Below are 16,230 nucleotides of genomic sequence, written 5' to 3'. Positions count from 1 at the left end.
TGCACCGCAGTTACGGGGCAGCACCACCATGAAACCTATCCGCCTTATGTCCGGCTTCTTCACCGTCGGGATATGGACCCTCCTCAGCAGGGTCATGGGGTTCGTGCGCGATGTGATGATCGCGGGCTACCTTGGCTCCGGCCCCGCAGCCGAAGCGTTTCTGGTCGCCTTTTCCCTGCCCAACATGTTCCGCCGCTTCTTTGCCGAGGGTGCGTTCAACATGGCCTTTGTGCCGATGTTCTCGAAAAAACTCGAAAGCGGCGATGATCCGGAAAAATTCGCGCAGGATGCTTTCGTCGGCATGGCGTTCATCCTGACGCTGTTCACCATCATCGGGATCGTCGCGATGCCGGGGCTGGTACTGCTGATGGCCTCGGGCTTTGCGGGCGACGAACGCTTCGATCTGGCGGTCGAATACGGGCGGCTGGCCTTCCCCTATATTCTGTTCATCTCCCTCGCCGCTCTTGTATCGGGCGTGCTGAACGCCACGGGCCGCTTCATGGCGGCGGCGGCAGCCCCTGTGGTGCTGAACGTCATCTTCATCCTCGCCGTCCTGATCGGGGCCGCCCTTGGCCGCGACGGATCAGAGGCAATCGGCATGGGCATCGACAAGGCGCTTGGCCTGCAGATCGGCGACACGCTGGCGCTGTCTGTCCCACTGGCGGGGATCGCGCAACTGGCACTGGTCTGGTGGGCCGCGAAGCGCGCAGGCTTCACACTGACCTTCGGCCGTCGCCCCCGCCTGACGCCCGAGCTGAAACGCCTCGCCATCATCGCCGCCCCTGCGGCCCTGGCGGGCGGGGTTATGCAGATCAACCTGCTGGTAGGCCGTCAGGTCGCCAGCTTCTACGAAGGGGCCGTGGCCTGGCTCAACTACGCAGACCGCCTCTACCAACTGCCCTTGGGCGTGGTGGGGATCGCGATTGGCGTGGTGCTGCTGCCCGACCTGTCACGACGGCTCAAGGCCGGAGACGAACAGGGATCGCACACCCAGATCAGCCGCGCCGCCGAGGTGTCGCTGGCGCTGACCATCCCCTCGGCGGTTGCGTTGATGGTGATCCCCTTCACGCTGGCCACGGTGCTGTTCCAACGCGGGGCCACAACCACAGATGACGCCGCGGCCATCGCCATTGCCGTGGCGATCTACGGGCTCGGCCTGCCGGCCTTCGTGCTGCAAAAGATCCTGCAACCGCTTTACTACGCGCGTGAAGACACCCGCCGCCCGTTCTACTTTGCCGTGGTGGCAATGGTGGTGAACGTGGTACTGGCCGTCGGCCTCAGCCCCGTGATCGGCTGGATTGCCCCTGCCATCGCGACGACACTGGCGGGATGGGCGATGTTTGCCTTGCTGGCCTATGGCGCACGTGGCTTCGGGTTGGCCGCGAAATTCGATGCGCGTTTTCACAAACGCATCTGGCGCATCATGGCAGCGGCGGCGGTCATGGGCGGCGCGCTCTGGATCGGCAACCTGGCCCTGCAACCCCTGCTCGCCGAACCCTGGTGGCGCGGGGTCGCTCTGGTGATCCTCATTGCCCTGGCGGCCGTCAGCTACTTCGGCACCGGCCAGCTCATCGGTGCGTTCAAACTGGCCGAATTCAAACGCGCCCTAAAACGCGGCTAACCCGACCCGCGTCCAAATGGCATTAAATCCCGGGGGTCAGGGGGCTGGCCCCCTGCCCGTCCCGCCTGCCAGCCTCACCGATGCCGAATACGCTCCCGCAGCCTGCTCCATTCGCCCGGCGCAAAAACAAAGCTCAGCGCGAAACCACAGGCAAAACCCAAAAGCTCCGCCACCCACTGGGTGCCCGCGTCAAAGAACACGCCCCAGATCAGCTGCAACCCCATCAGCACGGCAATCAGGGAAAAAGCGCGGTACTGCTGTTCCCCTTGCCCCGCCAGCTTGCGCCACATGACAAAGGAATAGCCGCCGATCAGCCCATAAACTGACGGGTAGGCACCGACCAGCCAGACCGGATCATCCAGCACCAGCGCATAGACCACCGCGCCGAAAATACCCGACACAAAGAAGATCGCCAGAAACGCCACCTGACCCATCGCCTCCGCAACCATCTTGCCAAGCGCCAGCAACAGCACGCAGGCAAAGATCGCGTGGGTGAACCCCAGATGGATGAAACTATAGCTCACCCCCCGCGACAGCTCGCGCAGGGGAAACTGCATGTTGGCGACCATCCAGTCAAAGACATCGCCCGAGAACCCGTAGTCGCGGATCAAGGCCAGACGCCAGCCCACAGCAGCAGGACCGCCGATGATCCCGGCCTCGGCCAGCGACAGCACGACCTCTATCCCCGCCAGCGCCAGAAAAAGCAGCGTGACGGTTGCGGGCATCGGGTTCACGGGGGGGTGAAAATCTGGGTCTTCCATAGGGCCTCCTTGACGGGCATGGTGCGCATGGGTAAGCCCATCTGGCCGTAGTTTCCAGCCTTATCGGAGCATCCAATGACCGACACCTCTTTCACCCCGCGTGTGTTTTCCGGCATCCAGCCGTCGGGCGATTTGCACCTTGGAAACTACCTGGGCGCGCTCAAACGTTTCGCCGATGCGCAGGACAAGGGGGTACAGTCGATCTACTGCATGGTAGATCTGCACGCCATCACCGTCTGGCAGGACCCTGCGGACCTCAAGCGCAGCACGCGCGAGCTTTGTGCCGGTTTTATCGCGTCGGGCATCGACCCCGATAAATCCATCCTGATCAACCAAAGCCAGGTGCCCGAACACGCGCAACTGGCCTGGGTCTTTAACTGCGTGGCGCGCATGGGCTGGATGGGCCGCATGACCCAGTGGAAGGACAAGGCCGGCAAGAACGCCGAAGCTGCCTCGCTGGGGCTCTTTGCCTATCCCGCGCTGATGGCCGCCGACATCCTGATCTATCACGCGACCCATGTGCCCGTGGGCGAGGACCAGAAACAGCACCTTGAACTGACGCGCGACATCGCGGCCAAGTTCAACCATGACTACGGCGTCGATTTCTTCCCGTTGACCGAACCGGTGATCGAAGGGGCCGCGACCCGCGTCATGTCCCTGCGCGACGGGTCCAAGAAGATGTCGAAATCCGACCCTTCCGATGCCAGCCGTATCAACCTGACCGACGATGCCGACACCATCGCCAAGAAAATCCGCAAGGCCAAGACCGACGCCGATGCGCTCCCCTCCGAAGTGGACGGCCTCAAGGACCGGCCAGAGGCACGCAATCTGGTAAATATCTTTGCCGCGCTGAACGACCAGACCGTTGAACAGGTTCTGGCCGATGTGGGCGGCCAGCAGTTCGGCACCTTCAAACCCAAACTGGCTGAACTCGCCGTCGCCAAGATGGCCCCGATCAGCACCCGCATGGCAGAGCTGATGGCCGACGAGGCAGAGATCGACCGCATTCTGGCCCACGGTGCGACCCAAGCGCGCGAGATCACCGCGCCGATCCTCAAGAAAACCTACGAGATTGTGGGCATGGTGGGCTAAACCAGCCCGCCCCTTCACCCTTTCCCAAATACTCACTCCACAGGTCCCCCCGCAGCACCCCGGCTGCGGGCCTTGCCCCCATGGACAATCCTTTAGCGTTTTGCCAGCCTTCGCCCGAACCACGAAGGGGATAGACGATGACCACCGGTTTTTTCATGGATGAACGCTGCTTTTGGCACGCAGGTGGCAACTATGCCTTTACCATGCCCGTGGGCGGCTTGGTGCAGCCGCTGGCCGCGGGCGGCCTGCCGGAAAACCCCGAGACGAAACGCCGCCTGCGCAATCTGATGGAGGTCACCGGCCTGATGGCTGAACTCGACCTGCGCAGCGCAGCACCTGCCACCCGCGACGATCTGCTGCGCGTCCATCCGGCTGCCTATCTCGACGACTTCAAACGCCTTTCAGACGCGGGCGGTGGAGAGCTGGGGTTGCGCACCCCCTTCGCCGCCGGCGGGTTCGAGATTGCAGCGCTGTCCGCGGGCCTCTCCATCGCCGCGGTAGAGGCCGTCGCCAAAGGTGACCTCGACAATGCCTATGCGCTCAGCCGTCCACCGGGGCACCATGCGCTGCCTGATTTTCCCAACGGCTTCTGCCTGCTCGCCAATATCGCCATCGCGATCGAGGCGGCAAAGGCCAAGGGGCTGGTGCGCCGCGTTGCCGTGCTGGACTGGGATGTGCACCACGGCAATGGCACCGAGGCGATCTTTTATGACCGCGACGACGTGCTGACGATCTCGCTCCATCAAGAAGGGAATTACCCGCTTGATACCGGCGCGCTGGCGGATCGGGGCGACGGCGCGGGAGCCGGTTACAATATCAACCTGCCGATGCATGCGGGGTCGGGGCATACGGCCTATCTGCACGCGCTCGACCGCGTCGTGCTCCCCGCGCTCGACGCGTATCAACCCGATATGATCATCGTCGCCTGCGGTTTCGATGCCTCTATCGTGGATCCGCTGGCGCGCATGCAGGCCACAGCGGAAACCTTTGCCGAGATGACACAGCGTATCAAAGCCGCGGCGCAAAAACTTTGCGGCGGCAAGCTGGTGCTCGTCCATGAAGGCGGCTATTCAGAGGCCTATGTTCCCTTCTGTGGCCACGCCACCATCGCAGCCCTCGCAGACAGTGACATCACAGCGCCAGATCCCCATGCGAAGAACTTTCGCATACGCCAGCCAAGCCCCGCATTCGACGCTTTCCTGCGCGCGTCCATTGACGACATGGCGCAAGAGCTGAACCTATAAGAGAGACCCCGATGCCGACACCCAATCCCGACGCGCTGCACTTCCTGCAAACCCGCCGTTCGCGCCCTGCCAAGACCCTGACCACACCGGTCCCCGACCGCGACACGCTGACCGAGCTGTTGACCGTGGCCTCGCGCGCACCGGATCACGGGATGCTGGAGCCCTGGCGTTTTATTGTGATCGAAAAGCCCGCGATGGCGCGTCTGGCCGACATCGCCGAGGCACGCGGCACCGCCCTGGCGCTCGACCCCGAGCAGATCCAGAAGGGCCGCGGGCAATTTGATCAGGGCGATCTGGCGGTTGTTGTGGTCGAGGTGCAGAAACCCTCGCCCAAGATCCCGCCGTTGGAACAGACCTATGCCGTGGGCGGGGTCTGCCTGTCGCTGGTCAATGCCGCGCTCGCCTCTGGCTGGGGCGCGAACTGGCTGAGCGGTTGGGTCAGCCACGACCGCGCCTTCATGACCGAGGCTTTCGACCTCGCGGAGCATGAACGCATCGCAGGCATCATCCATATCGGCACCGAAACCTCCGCCCCGCCAGAGCGCGGGCGCCCCGACATCACGGCGATCACCACATGGCAATAGCACAGATTTTTCGCGCCTTCGGTCTGGCTGTTGGACAGGTCGGCGATCCAAGCTTTCGCCGCGTGCTGCTGCTGGGTGTCGGATTGGCGTTGCTGCTGCTGGTCGGTGCGTCTGCGGGCTTTGTCTGGCTGATCGACTGGCTGACCGGAGAGGACAACTGGCTGCCCGTTCTGGGCGAGGTTTCGTGGCTTGACGATCTGTTCAGCTGGGGGGCGGCGCTGCTGTTGATGGTGCTGTCGGTGTTCCTGATGGTGCCCGTCGCCTCGGCCATCACGTCGATGTTTCTGGATGATGTGGCCGACGCGGTAGAGGCCGAACACTACCCCCATCTGCCCCCCGCCACGCCCGTGCCCTTTGGCGATGCGCTGCGCGACACGGTGAACTTCATGGGGGTGTTGATCGGTGTGAACGTCGTGGCGCTGGTGCTGTACCTGATGTTTGCCCCCTTCGCGCCCCTGATCTTCTGGAGCGTGAACGGTTTCTTGTTGGGGCGCGAGTATTTCACCCTTGCCGCGATCCGGCGGGTGGGCCGGACCGAGGCAAAGCGTCTGCGCGGGAAACATGGCCTTACAATCTGGGCCGCCGGCGTGTTGATGGCGATTCCCCTGTCGGTACCGCTGCTGAATCTGGTGATTCCGATCCTAGGGGCGGCGACCTTTACCCATTTGTTCCACCAATTGGTGTCGGCGCCCCGTGGAGCCACTGCTCCACATCCGCCACGGTAAACCAGCCCGACAGGATGATCCCCGCGATGATCGCCCAAAGCACGATCGACACAGCGGTCGTCCACAGCGCTTTCTTTTTAAGGTGGTGATGTTCGGGGGCCCCCGCGTGGGTGCCCTCGACGATCTGGCCCAGATCCCCCTGGGTCTGCACCCGTACTGGCAGCAGGATCATAAAGACCATCGACCAGATCACGGTGAACAGAACGATACCTGACATGACGGCCATGGTTACACCTGCTCCAGCTCGACCAGCGCGCCGTTAAAGTCTTTGGGGTGCAAGAAAATCACCGGCTTGCCATGGGCACCGATCTTGGGCTCACCGTTGCCCAGAACACGCGCGCCGCTTTCCTTCAGGCGATCCCGCGCCGCGATGATGTCTTCGACCTCATAGCAGATGTGATGGATGCCACCGGCAGGGTTCTTTTCCAGAAAACCGTTGATCGGGCTATCGTCCCCCAGCGGGTAAAGCAGTTCGATCTTGGTATTGGGCAGTTCGATAAAGATCACGGTGACGCCGTGGTCGGGTTCATCCTGCGCAGGACCGACATTCGCACCCAAAGCGTTGCGGTATTGATCCGCAGCGGCCTCAAGGTCCGGCACGGCGATGGCTACGTGGTTTAGGCGACCGATCATCATTCTTCTCCCTCAAATCAACATTTGACCCGGTTTATGGGCTGCCGCTGCCGCAAGAGCAATGCGTCACGTTAACACCGTATTAGCGAAGCGCGCCTAACCATAGGTCACCCACAAAGCATAACGGAGGAATCATGGATACGCTTGAACATCAGGCCCAAAGCCTGCCCGCCCCCACGGCCGACCGCCCGCTTTTGGGCCTTACCGTTCTGGTGATCGAAGACAGCCGCTTTGCCTGCGAGGCGATGCGCCTGCTCTGTCTCCGCTCTGGCGCGCGGATCAGACGGGCCGACAGCCTGCGCGCGGCGCGGCGGCATTTGCAGGTCTACCGCCCGTCGATCGTGATTGCCGATCTGGGGCTACCAGACGGAAACGGCATTGATCTGATTGCGGAACTGGCACAATCGCAGCCCCGCGTGGATGCGTTACTGGCGATTTCGGGGGAGACCCATCTGGCGGCGGATGCGTTGGCCGCAGGGGCAGACCGTTTCATGAGCAAACCGTTGCAATCTTTGTCACAGTTTCAACAGGTCGTGCTGGCCGCCCTGCCCCAGCATCACCGTCCGCTGGGACTGTCCGTGCTTGCCGATGAAACGATCACGCCCGACACTATCGCGTTGCAGGATGACATGGCGCATATGGATGACGTTCTGTCCGGCCCCTGTACGCCTCAGACGCTGGAATATGTCGCGCAGTTTCTGACAGGCGTGGCGCGCAGCGCGCGGGACGCAGCACTGGAGCAGGCGGCGACAGCGCTGGCAGCACGCAGCAGCTTGGGCCTGCCTGCTATGGAAGAACAACGGGTGATCCGGTCGGTCTTGCGCCAACGCCTGATGCGGCAGATCGCGATCTAGTCGCGGGTCACGTCAATGGGTCACTGGACACCCGCACGAGGCTGGTCAGATCGCCCAACCGTTCGCGCTGCTTGCCCTCTGCGTCAAAGTTTGCAGGGGAAAGCCACGCCTCGAAGGCTTCGCGCAGGCCCGGCCATTCGGCGTCAATCGCCGCAAACCATGCCGTATCGCGGTTGCGCCCTTTAACGACAGCCGCCTGCCGGAAGATGCCTTCGTAGCTGAAGCCCAAGCGTTGCGCTGCACGGCGTGACGGCATGTTCAGCGCGTTACACTTCCATTCATACCGACGGTATCCCGCCTCGAATGCCCATTTCATCATCAGATACATGGCATCCGTCGCCGCCCGCGTGCGCTGCAACGCGGGCCCAAAGGTGATTGACCCGACCTCTATCGATCCGGCCTCTGGCGCGATGCGCAGATAGCTTGCCACCCCTTCGATATGCCCTGTCTCTAGGTTCTTGATCGCATAGAAGAGCGGGTCGTCTTTGGTTTCGACCTCGCGCACCCAGCGGTGAAACTGAGCAGAGGATGAGAACGGCCCGTCATACATATAGTGCCACAGTTGATCCTGACCTTCAAAAGCGCGGAACAGCAGGGCGGCATGGGCCTCGGCGTTCAGCGGTTCAAGCTGGGCGTAGCGGCCTGCCATCACCGTCCGCGGCGGGCGCGGCGGGACGGAAAAATCTGCAACAGGGGCACCAAGTGGGCCGGGGGGCTGGTCATCTTGTTTCATGCGCTTACGTTAAGGCCAAGCGCTGTCAGCGCCAAGACCCGAATGTCATATGACATCACCCAATCTGGAGCGCAGAAAGGTCCTGTTTTTGCCACAAACGCCTGCGAGGCTGATGGCATCCGCAACCACCAACCCACCCACGTCACCCATCCCAAGGGGCACATCATGTTCACCAAACTGCGTCGCGTCTACGCCAAGGAAACCAGTTTCGACTGGACCGTCTTTGCGGCAAATGTGGTGGGTGTGGCGATCGTGGCACTGGCTTTTGCCCATGCGCGCGACTTTGGCGCGCAGACCGTCGTAGAGGTTGCGCACGCCGGTTTCTGACCTTTGGGCGCAGGCCGGCCTGAGATAGACTACCACCCCGACACCAACGCGATTCCATCGCGTTCAAACGAAAAAGCCCGCCTTTGGCATATCCAAGGCGGGCTTTTCTATGGAATGTTGCAGGGCTTAGTCCTGCGGGATGACCCGCAGACCCAGCTCCATCAACTGGTCCGACTGTGGTTCGCTTGGCGCGTTCATCATCAGATCTTCGGCGCGCTGGTTCATCGGGAAGAGGATCACCTCGCGGATGTTCGCCTCTTCCGCCAGCAACATGACGATCCGGTCGATACCGGCCGCACAACCACCGTGGGGCGGGGCACCGTATTGGAACGCGTTCACCATGCCGCCGAACCGCTTTTCGACTTCGTCCTTGCCGTAGCCTGCGATCTCGAACGCCTTGAACATGATCTCTGGCTTGTGGTTCCGGATGGCACCGGACACCAGTTCGTAGCCGTTGCACGCAAGGTCATACTGATAGCCAAGCACCTCAAGCGGGTCGCCCATCAGCGCGTCCATCCCGCCCTGCGGCATAGAGAACGGGTTGTGTTCAAAGTCGATTTTGCCGGTTTCTTCGTCTTTCTCGTAGATCGGGAAATCAACGATCCAGGCAAAGGCGAAACGGTTTTCGTCCGTCAGCCCCAATTCGGCACCGATAACGTTACGGGCACGGCCCGCGACACCTTCGAAGGACTTGGGCTTGCCGCCTAGGAAGAACGCCGCATCGCCCACGTCCAGACCCAATTGCTGGCGGATCGCCTCGGTACGCTCTGGCCCGATGTTCTTGGCCAGTGGGCCCGCTGCTTCCATGCCGCCTTCGACCTCACCGGCTTTCAGCTTGGCTTGGGCTTCTTTCACCGTGATGCCCAGTTCCTGTGCCACGCTGTCGGCGGTTTTCTCGCGCCAGAAGATATAACCCATGCCGGGCAGCCCTTCTTTTTGCGCAAAGGCGTTCATGCGGTCGCAGAACTTGCGGCTGCCGCCTGTGGGCGCGGGGATGGCGCGGATTTCGGTGCCTTCCTGTTCCAGCAGTTTCGCGAAGATCGCAAAGCCGGAGCCGCGGAAATGGTCGGACACGACCTGCATCTTGATCGGGTTGCGCAGGTCGGGCTTGTCAGAGCCATACCACAGCGCCGCATCTTTATAAGAGATTTGCGGCCATTCCTGATCCACAGCCTTGCCGCCGCCGAATTCTTCGAAAATGCCAGTCAGCACGGGCTGGATGGTGTCGAACACGTCTTGCTGTTCGACAAAGGACATCTCGAGGTCGAGCTGGTAGAAATCGGTGGGCGACCGGTCAGCGCGCGGGTCTTCGTCGCGGAAACAGGGCGCGATCTGGAAATACTTGTCAAAGCCGGACACCATCAGCAGCTGTTTGAACTGCTGCGGGGCCTGCGGCAAAGCGTAGAACTTGCCCGGGTGCAGACGCGACGGCACAAGGAAGTCGCGCGCGCCTTCGGGGGAAGACGCGGTGATGATCGGCGTCTGGAATTCTTTGAAGTTCTGGTCCCACATGCGCTTGCGGATCGACGACACAACGTCGGACCGCAGCACCATGTTGTCCTGCATTTTTTCGCGACGCAGATCGAGGTAGCGATAGCGCAGGCGGGTTTCCTCGGGGTATTCCTGATCGCCAAAGACCTGCAAAGGCAGTTCTTTCGCGGGCCCCAGCACTTCGATGTCGCGCACGAAAACTTCGATCTCGCCGGTGGGGATCTTGGTGTTGACCAGATCGGCGTCGCGGGCCTTTACCTCGCCATCGATGCGGATACACCATTCGGACCGCACCTTTTCCACCTCGGCAAAGACGGGGGAATCAGGGTCGCATAGCACTTGGGTCATGCCGTAATGGTCGCGCAGGTCGATAAACAGGATACCACCGTGGTCGCGCACACGGTGCACCCACCCGGACAGGCGAACCTTGTCGCCAACGTTTTCCTTGCTCAGATCGGCGCATGTATGGCTGCGATATGCGTGCATGACGGGTCCCTTTCGAGGGCTAGAATTGTTCGGGGCAGGTACACCGTTTGGGGCCGCGGAAGTCAAGAGTTTCCCGTAAAAACGGCACAAACCGCGGGTAAAACCCCCGCGTCAAACCGTAGGGCTGAAAATAGATGGGCCGCCTGCTCCTCCCAAAGCAGACGGCCCTTCCCGCGCGACGTCAATGATCCTGTTACAGGACCAATACATCAAGCGGCGGAAACCCGTTAAAGCCGACCGAACTGTACGAGCTGGTGTAAGCGCCGCAGTTCTTGATCAAGATTTTGTCACCGTCCCTTAGGTCAAGTGGAAGGTCAACCGGATTCTTTTCATAAAGCACATCAGCACTGTCACAAGATGGCCCCGCCAGCACGCAGGGGCCGACAGGCTTGCCGTCATGCGGGGTCACGAATTCATAGCGGATCGCCTCGCCCTCGGTTTCGGCCAGACCGGAAAAACGCCCGATATCCAGATACACCCAACGGCGCGCCGCCTCTGCCGATTTGCGCGACACCAGCAACACTTCGGCCGCGATATGCCCTGCCTCTGCGACCATGCCGCGGCCCGGCTCTGCCATCAGGACCGGAATCTCGCCAAAGCGTTCTTTGACAGCGGCAACGACTGCGGCGGCATAGCCGCGCGGCGCATCCACCGGATCACCGTGATAGGCAGGAAAACCGCCGCCGATGTTCAGCAGTTGCAGGTCGTGCCCTGCTTCTTTCGCGGCGTGCCACAGCGGAGCGACCTGATCCAGAACGGGATGCCAGTATTCGGCGCGACGGGTTTGCGAACCGACGTGAAACGACAGACCATAAGGCACGAGACCCACGGACTTGGTGTACTCCAGCAGGCTTGGCAGCAGCGAGCCCGCGCAGCCGAACTTGCGGGTCAGCGGCCAGTCCGCCATGGAATTCTCGACGATCAGACGGATATAGACGCGCGCGCCGGGGGCGTGCTCTGCGATTTTGTCGAGCTCCGCCTCGCAGTCGGCGGCGAACATGGTCACCCCGATGGAATGGGCAAAGGCGATATCAACGCCGCGTTTGATGGTGTTGCCGAAAGAGATTTTCGCAGGATCCGCCCCTTGGGACAGACACAGCTCGATCTCTTGACGCGACGCCGCATCAAAGCCCGAGCCGCGTTCGACCAGCATACGAATGATCTCGGGGGCGGGGTTCGCCTTTACCGCATAGTGGATTCGCGCATCGCCCAGACCGGCTTGCAGCGCGTCGTATTGTACACCCACACGGGCGCGGCTGACGACGAGAGTCGGTTTGTCGAAGCTGTTGTTCCAGATGTAATCAGCCGCTTCGTCATAGTTCGATGCTGCGGATGTGTTCACGGTGGCGGTAGCTGTGGCGTTCATGGTCATCTCCAAAGAGCAAGGAAGGGCGGGAGTACCCTAACATGTCGTTTCAAGAGACGTTACCGTCGCTGCATAGGCGCGGGGTCAATCCGCGGACAGACGGACCGGCCAGAGGCGCGTGCGTTGGCGTCTGTAAGCGCGCATTTACGCTGTTTTCAGATTCGCGCAAGTGGCAAAATACTCGATACGACAATTCGTTTTTCAAGGAGGCACGCAAAGCGCTGCGTACCGGTAAGCGGTGACGGATCGGGGCTATTTTTCCCAATCCGTGCCGATGGCTTCGCGGTCCTTTTCGCGTTCCTCAGCTGCCATTTCCCGCACTTCCGCGCGCTCTTCGGCGTCGCTTTGTTCGGGCGTGGAATTCGACTGAGGCTCCCCTGTCAGGGCAAGCGAGAACAGGATCGGGAAGTGGTCGGACCCTATATTGGGCAAGCGCGACATACGGATCAGGCGGAACTCTGCATCATGGAACAGGTGGTCAAGGGGCCAGCGCATGACGGCAATACCCGCATGGAATGTGTTATAGAAGCCACGTCCGACCCGTGGATCAAGCAGCCCCGACAGCCGCTGAAACCGACGGGTGGTGGTGGACCAGGCAACGTCGTTCAGATCGCCTGTCACGATCGCGGGCAGATCGTCCTTGCTGGCTTCGATGCCGACCAACGCGATCTCTCCGTCGCGGCCCTTGGTGTCGTGATAGGGCACGGGCGGTTCGGGGTGCACAATATACAAACGCCACATCCGCCCTGACGGCATCGCGACCTTGGTCCGGATCGACGGCACATCATCAACCAGCAGGTCCCGCACCTGCGTCTCTGACGGCTCCATCTTGGACATCATGACCACGCCATAGGAGTTATCCTTGGGCACTTTCACCCAATGCGGGTACTGGTCTTTCAGCGCGTCATGAAGCGCGTCGACCCAGTCCGGGTCCACCTCAAGCGCGGCGGCGATATCGGGGTCTTCGGTGCGGATCAGGTCGATCAGACGCTGATACTGGCGATTGGATTGTTTCACGTTTGACGCAAGGATGGTGACACGGTTTTCCACGTCAGCGGCCTGTGCCTTGGTCGCATCCACGGATTGGCGCGGCCAGAGCGGCGTGAACTTCAGGATGTAGCCCGTGTGGATCGCCGCAATCACAGCGAGGATCGCCAGCGCCGGGTTGCGATGGTCAGGTTCAAGAAACACCAGCGCCACGGCAGCCAGCGCCACGGTCAACACAAACAGCTGTTCACGGGGGAACGCCATCCCCCGGATCGCGCCATGCGGTATCTTGCTAAAGGGAAGCACGCTGATCGCAGCAACGAGTGCGACAACGCCCCAAAACAGACCGAGTAGTATCGTCGCCAGCATGCATGCCCCCTACGTCAAAAAAGGGGCGCAGAGCGGTTGCCCTGCACCCCTAGCTCAACACAAGGTTAAGCGGATTTGTTCCGAAGCCGCCAGAAGGGCGGAACCGAATTACTTGTCGTCGTCTTCATCCGTGTCGGAACCGCCCTCGGGCAGCTTGAAGAAACTGTCGGCGTCAGAATAGTCGCCGTGGTCTTTTTCTTCGTCATCCGCAGGGTTGCCGGACAGGGTGAACGTTTCCAGACCTTCGATAGAGGTCGGCATCTTCGGCTCCGTATCCATGCCAAGCGATTGTTCGGTGCTGACCAAACGGCGGCGTTCGTCATCGGTCATCAAGCCACCTTCGGCGGCTTTCTTGGCAGCGGCTTTCTGGACGGCGGCGTCCAGTTCGGACTGTTTGCACAGGCCCAAAGCCACGGGATCGATCGGTTGGATGTTCGCAATGTTCCAGTGCGTCCGCTCGCGGATCGCCTGAATGGTTGGCTTGGTGGTGCCGACCAGCTTGCTGACCTGACCGTCGGAGAGTTCGGGGTGGAACTTGACCAGCCAGTAGATCGACGCGGGGCGGTCCTGACGTTTGGACAGCGGCGTATAGCGCGGGCCGCGACGTTTCTCTTCGCCTTGGGCAGACGCGTTGAACTTGAGCTTGAGCTTGTGCAGCGGGTTCGCCTGCCCTTTTTCGATCTCTTCTTCGGTCAGCTGGTTGTTGGCAATCGGGTCAAAGCCCTTCACGCCTTGCGCCACGTCACCATCCGCGATGCCCTGCACTTCAAGCTCGTGCATTTCCACGAAATCCGCGATCTGTTTGAAGCTCAAAGTTGTGTTGTCCACCAGCCATACGGCAGTGGCGCGGGCCATAATCGGTTTTGCCATGTCGGTCTCTCCTTAAAACGCACTTTCCCCGTCGCCTGAAATAGGCTGTCCTGCGGGGCAGAACGGTTTCCATTGTGGGGGAACTTGAACGCCTTATACTCGGACCGGCAAAATAAGGAAAGACCCCAATGCGATTGCTGATCCTGTGCCTGTGTCTGTTGCTGGCCCCGATGCCCCGCCCCGTGGCGGCCAAGGGCGAAATTGCAGGGGAATTCGACTATTACGTGCTGGCGCTCAGCTGGTCGCCCAACTGGTACGCGCTGGAGGGCGATGCGCGCGATTCCGCGCAATGCGACGCGCGCCACGATCACGGCTGGATCATGCACGGGCTTTGGCCGCAGCTGCATCGGGGGTTTCCATCTTACTGCCGCACCGCCGAACGGCCCCCCACCCGTGGCATGACCGCCGCCATGGCTGACATTATGGGAACGCCCGGTCTGGCGTGGCATCAATGGAAGAAACACGGCAGCTGTACCGGCCTGTCTGCCACCGGATATTTTGATCTGTCGCGTCAGGCCTATGATGCCGTGACCCGCCCCGCGGTGTTTCGCAAGGTCACAGGCGACATCCGCCTGCCCGCCTCGGTGGTGGAGGAAGCGTTTCTGAAAGCAAACCCGACGATGGAGGCCGATGGCGTTACCGTCACCTGCAAAAGCGGCTACATTCAAGAAGTGCGTCTATGCCTGTCAAAAACGCTGGAGCCGGTGCCTTGCGGGCGCGACGTGATCAAGGATTGCACGCTGGACGACGCGCTGTTTACCCCGATCAGATAAACCCCGCACTGCGTGCGATCATTGCGGCGTCGGTGCGGTTGCGGGCGTCCAGCTTGCGGCACAGCGTTTTGACGTGCAGCTTGATCGTGACCTCTTGCAACTCTAGGTCGCGGGCGATTTCCTTGTTCGATTTCGCCTCCATCAAGCCGCGCAGAACCTGACGCTCCCTCTCTGACAGGGCCTTTTCAAAGTCGGTTTCTTCGGGATCGTCCTTGCCAGACATAAAGTTGACGGGCGCGTAAATCTCGCCCGCGGCCATAAAGCGGACCGCGTTGACCAGTGATTTCGCAGGCAGCGTCTTGGGCAGGAAACCGATCGCGCCCATGGCCAGCGCCTGTTCCGCGATCAACCGCGTTGCCGTGCCCGAAATCAGACCGACAGGCTTTTCTTCGTTGGCTTTCATGACCTTAGGCAGCGCCTCAAGCCCCTTCATGCCGGGCATCGTATAGTCGAGCAGTACCAGATCAAACGGCCCCTCTGCCTCTATCTTGGCCATCGCTTCGGGCAGGTCGCTTGCTGCAACCGTCTCTGTCCCGCCATCGGCGTCCAGAAACATTGCAATCGTTTCGCGGACCATATCGTGGTCGTCCGCAATCAGTATCCGTAATGCCATAAGTTCTTTCCTTCCCTCGCCACCACCTCAATGCTGCTTAAGTAGTCGTAGACCAACTTATGGGCGAATAATAGCACACATGAGGATAGGATAACTGTGTCGAATTTTTGACGGCTATACCTTCGTATAGTAAGAATACCCTTAATCTCAGTCGCTCTCCAAACGGCGTTAACCTAAGGTTGATGTACAAACACAGGGGAAGGATACCGAGTTATGACGTTTCAAGCTTTCACCAAGACAATCACCGCCGCACTGTGCGGTGCCGCATTGGCCACTGCTGTAAGTGCACAAGAAGACGCCGTTCTGACCGTCACGACAGGCGACATGGAACACACCTATACGATGGAGCAGCTGAAAGAACTGCCGTCGTCCAGCTTCGAGACCGAAACCATCTGGACCGAAGGCGCGCAGACCTTTCAGGGCGTATCGCTCAAGGATCTGATGGACACGCTGGACGTGTCCGAAGGTATGATCGAAGCAACCGCGATCAACGACTATGCGGTCGAAATCCCGATGGAGGATGCGGTGTCCGACGGGCCGATCATCGCCTATGCCAACAACGACAAAGAGATGTCGCGCCGCGGGAAAGGTCCGCTATGGATTGTCTATCCCTATGACAGCGACGTAAAGTACCAGACAGAAACGATCTATAGCCGTTCTATCTGGCAGTTGAACCGGCTGGCGATCAAGTAACCGCAAGG

Annotated in this window: 18 protein-coding genes; 9 read left to right on the top strand and 9 right to left on the bottom strand. The window is 60.9% G+C overall.

Annotated elements, in window-relative coordinates; genetic code table 11:
- Positions 1-28 precede the first annotated feature (28 nt).
- On the top strand, positions 29-1,621 hold the full coding sequence (murJ, locus tag AB1495_RS07550) for a murein biosynthesis integral membrane protein MurJ (protein ID WP_074636055.1): 1,593 nt from the start codon (positions 29-31) through the stop codon (positions 1,619-1,621).
- A gap of 74 nt (positions 1,622-1,695) precedes the next feature.
- Here the strand turns inward: murJ and AB1495_RS07545 are convergent, their stop codons facing one another.
- The gene (locus tag AB1495_RS07545) at positions 1,696-2,382 is read right to left on the bottom strand and encodes a rhomboid family intramembrane serine protease (RefSeq protein ID WP_074636057.1); all 687 of its coding nucleotides are present in this window, start codon (positions 2,380-2,382) and stop codon (positions 1,696-1,698) included.
- A gap of 75 nt (positions 2,383-2,457) precedes the next feature.
- On the opposite strand from AB1495_RS07545, the gene trpS reads away from it, so the two are divergent.
- From trpS to AB1495_RS07525, 4 genes are all read left to right on the top strand, one after another.
- Positions 2,458-3,474: a tryptophan--tRNA ligase gene (trpS, locus tag AB1495_RS07540; protein WP_005851266.1), complete on the top strand. Its 1,017-nt coding sequence runs from the start codon at positions 2,458-2,460 to the stop codon at positions 3,472-3,474.
- Positions 3,475-3,611: 137 nt separating this feature from the next.
- A complete protein-coding gene (locus AB1495_RS07535; protein WP_074636058.1) occupies positions 3,612-4,718 on the top strand; it encodes a class II histone deacetylase in 1,107 nt (368 codons plus the stop codon).
- Between the two features lie 11 nt (positions 4,719-4,729).
- Entirely contained in the window at positions 4,730-5,302 is a 573-nt protein-coding gene (locus AB1495_RS07530; protein ID WP_037964841.1) for a nitroreductase, read from the top strand.
- Entirely contained in the window at positions 5,293-6,027 is a 735-nt protein-coding gene (locus tag AB1495_RS07525; RefSeq protein WP_037964839.1) for an EI24 domain-containing protein, read from the top strand. The genes AB1495_RS07530 and AB1495_RS07525 overlap by 10 nt, the downstream gene beginning before the upstream one ends.
- Here AB1495_RS07525 and AB1495_RS07520 read toward each other — a convergent pair.
- Together AB1495_RS07520 and mce are read right to left on the bottom strand one after the other, a co-directional pair.
- A complete protein-coding gene (locus tag AB1495_RS07520) occupies positions 5,960-6,253 on the bottom strand; it encodes a DUF1467 family protein (protein ID WP_005851259.1) in 294 nt (97 codons plus the stop codon). The two genes, AB1495_RS07525 and AB1495_RS07520, sit on opposite strands and share 68 nt — an antisense overlap.
- 2 nt (positions 6,254-6,255) lie before the next feature.
- Positions 6,256-6,660 carry a methylmalonyl-CoA epimerase gene (mce, locus tag AB1495_RS07515; protein ID WP_005851258.1) on the bottom strand — a complete coding sequence of 135 codons (405 nt, stop codon included), beginning with the start codon at positions 6,658-6,660 and terminating at the stop codon, positions 6,256-6,258.
- Between the two features lie 134 nt (positions 6,661-6,794).
- Here mce and AB1495_RS07510 point away from each other — a divergent pair, with 134 nt between their 5' ends.
- Positions 6,795-7,514, top strand: a complete 720-nt coding sequence (locus AB1495_RS07510) for a response regulator (RefSeq protein WP_074636060.1) — start codon at positions 6,795-6,797, stop codon at positions 7,512-7,514.
- A gap of 7 nt (positions 7,515-7,521) precedes the next feature.
- On the opposite strand, the gene AB1495_RS07505 is transcribed toward AB1495_RS07510, so the two are convergent.
- Positions 7,522-8,247, bottom strand: coding sequence for a GNAT family N-acetyltransferase (locus AB1495_RS07505; protein ID WP_074636062.1), 726 nt, complete (start codon positions 8,245-8,247; stop codon positions 7,522-7,524).
- 165 nt (positions 8,248-8,412) lie between these two features.
- On the opposite strand from AB1495_RS07505, the gene AB1495_RS07500 reads away from it, so the two are divergent.
- Complete coding sequence (locus AB1495_RS07500; RefSeq protein ID WP_254794823.1) at positions 8,413-8,574, top strand: hypothetical protein; 162 nt, start codon at positions 8,413-8,415, stop codon at positions 8,572-8,574.
- Between the two features lie 126 nt (positions 8,575-8,700).
- Here the strand turns inward: AB1495_RS07500 and aspS are convergent, their stop codons facing one another.
- The 4 genes from aspS to AB1495_RS07480 form a co-directional block, all read right to left on the bottom strand.
- Complete coding sequence (gene aspS, locus AB1495_RS07495; RefSeq protein ID WP_074636065.1) at positions 8,701-10,551, bottom strand: aspartate--tRNA ligase; 1,851 nt, start codon at positions 10,549-10,551, stop codon at positions 8,701-8,703.
- Between the two features lie 193 nt (positions 10,552-10,744).
- Positions 10,745-11,923: a type III PLP-dependent enzyme gene (locus tag AB1495_RS07490; RefSeq protein WP_074636067.1), complete on the bottom strand. Its 1,179-nt coding sequence runs from the start codon at positions 11,921-11,923 to the stop codon at positions 10,745-10,747.
- A 246-nt stretch (positions 11,924-12,169) separates the two neighbouring features.
- A complete protein-coding gene (locus AB1495_RS07485) occupies positions 12,170-13,273 on the bottom strand; it encodes an endonuclease/exonuclease/phosphatase family protein (protein WP_074636069.1) in 1,104 nt (367 codons plus the stop codon).
- A 108-nt stretch (positions 13,274-13,381) separates the two neighbouring features.
- Complete coding sequence (locus tag AB1495_RS07480; RefSeq protein WP_074636070.1) at positions 13,382-14,143, bottom strand: DUF1013 domain-containing protein; 762 nt, start codon at positions 14,141-14,143, stop codon at positions 13,382-13,384.
- A gap of 128 nt (positions 14,144-14,271) precedes the next feature.
- Between AB1495_RS07480 and AB1495_RS07475 the strand changes: the two genes are divergently transcribed.
- Positions 14,272-14,916, top strand: coding sequence for a ribonuclease T2 (locus AB1495_RS07475; RefSeq protein ID WP_074636072.1), 645 nt, complete (start codon positions 14,272-14,274; stop codon positions 14,914-14,916).
- Here the strand turns inward: AB1495_RS07475 and AB1495_RS07470 are convergent.
- Entirely contained in the window at positions 14,909-15,529 is a 621-nt protein-coding gene (locus tag AB1495_RS07470; protein WP_005851242.1) for a response regulator, read from the bottom strand. The two genes, AB1495_RS07475 and AB1495_RS07470, sit on opposite strands and share 8 nt — an antisense overlap.
- A 213-nt stretch (positions 15,530-15,742) precedes the next feature.
- Between AB1495_RS07470 and AB1495_RS07465 the strand changes: the two genes are divergently transcribed.
- Positions 15,743-16,222, top strand: a complete 480-nt coding sequence (locus AB1495_RS07465; protein ID WP_074636074.1) for a molybdopterin-dependent oxidoreductase — start codon at positions 15,743-15,745, stop codon at positions 16,220-16,222.
- The last annotated feature ends 8 nt before the right edge of the window (positions 16,223-16,230 follow it).

It is taken from the genome of Sulfitobacter pontiacus, assembly GCF_040790665.1.
GTDB lineage: Bacteria > Pseudomonadota > Alphaproteobacteria > Rhodobacterales > Rhodobacteraceae > Sulfitobacter > Sulfitobacter pontiacus.
Note: the sequence above shows the minus strand (reverse complement) of the source record. Positions and strands in the feature narration are given on the sequence as shown.

What these genes read in the sequence shown, in the direction of transcription:
- murJ (WP_074636055.1), top strand. Translation starts at nt 29, where the DNA reads ATGAAACCTATCCGCCTTATGTCCGGCTTCTTCACCGTCGGGATATGG.
- AB1495_RS07545 (WP_074636057.1), bottom strand. Translation starts at nt 2,382, where the DNA reads ATGGAAGACCCAGATTTTCACCCCCCCGTGAACCCGATGCCCGCAACC.
- trpS (WP_005851266.1), top strand. Translation starts at nt 2,458, where the DNA reads ATGACCGACACCTCTTTCACCCCGCGTGTGTTTTCCGGCATCCAGCCG.
- AB1495_RS07535 (WP_074636058.1), top strand. Translation starts at nt 3,612, where the DNA reads ATGACCACCGGTTTTTTCATGGATGAACGCTGCTTTTGGCACGCAGGT.
- AB1495_RS07530 (WP_037964841.1), top strand. Translation starts at nt 4,730, where the DNA reads ATGCCGACACCCAATCCCGACGCGCTGCACTTCCTGCAAACCCGCCGT.
- AB1495_RS07525 (WP_037964839.1), top strand. Translation starts at nt 5,293, where the DNA reads ATGGCAATAGCACAGATTTTTCGCGCCTTCGGTCTGGCTGTTGGACAG.
- AB1495_RS07520 (WP_005851259.1), bottom strand. Translation starts at nt 6,253, where the DNA reads ATGGCCGTCATGTCAGGTATCGTTCTGTTCACCGTGATCTGGTCGATG.
- mce (WP_005851258.1), bottom strand. Translation starts at nt 6,660, where the DNA reads ATGATCGGTCGCCTAAACCACGTAGCCATCGCCGTGCCGGACCTTGAG.
- AB1495_RS07510 (WP_074636060.1), top strand. Translation starts at nt 6,795, where the DNA reads ATGGATACGCTTGAACATCAGGCCCAAAGCCTGCCCGCCCCCACGGCC.
- AB1495_RS07505 (WP_074636062.1), bottom strand. Translation starts at nt 8,247, where the DNA reads ATGAAACAAGATGACCAGCCCCCCGGCCCACTTGGTGCCCCTGTTGCA.
- AB1495_RS07500 (WP_254794823.1), top strand. Translation starts at nt 8,413, where the DNA reads ATGTTCACCAAACTGCGTCGCGTCTACGCCAAGGAAACCAGTTTCGAC.
- aspS (WP_074636065.1), bottom strand. Translation starts at nt 10,551, where the DNA reads ATGCACGCATATCGCAGCCATACATGCGCCGATCTGAGCAAGGAAAAC.
- AB1495_RS07490 (WP_074636067.1), bottom strand. Translation starts at nt 11,923, where the DNA reads ATGACCATGAACGCCACAGCTACCGCCACCGTGAACACATCCGCAGCA.
- AB1495_RS07485 (WP_074636069.1), bottom strand. Translation starts at nt 13,273, where the DNA reads ATGCTGGCGACGATACTACTCGGTCTGTTTTGGGGCGTTGTCGCACTC.
- AB1495_RS07480 (WP_074636070.1), bottom strand. Translation starts at nt 14,143, where the DNA reads ATGGCAAAACCGATTATGGCCCGCGCCACTGCCGTATGGCTGGTGGAC.
- AB1495_RS07475 (WP_074636072.1), top strand. Translation starts at nt 14,272, where the DNA reads ATGCGATTGCTGATCCTGTGCCTGTGTCTGTTGCTGGCCCCGATGCCC.
- AB1495_RS07470 (WP_005851242.1), bottom strand. Translation starts at nt 15,529, where the DNA reads ATGGCATTACGGATACTGATTGCGGACGACCACGATATGGTCCGCGAA.
- AB1495_RS07465 (WP_074636074.1), top strand. Translation starts at nt 15,743, where the DNA reads ATGACGTTTCAAGCTTTCACCAAGACAATCACCGCCGCACTGTGCGGT.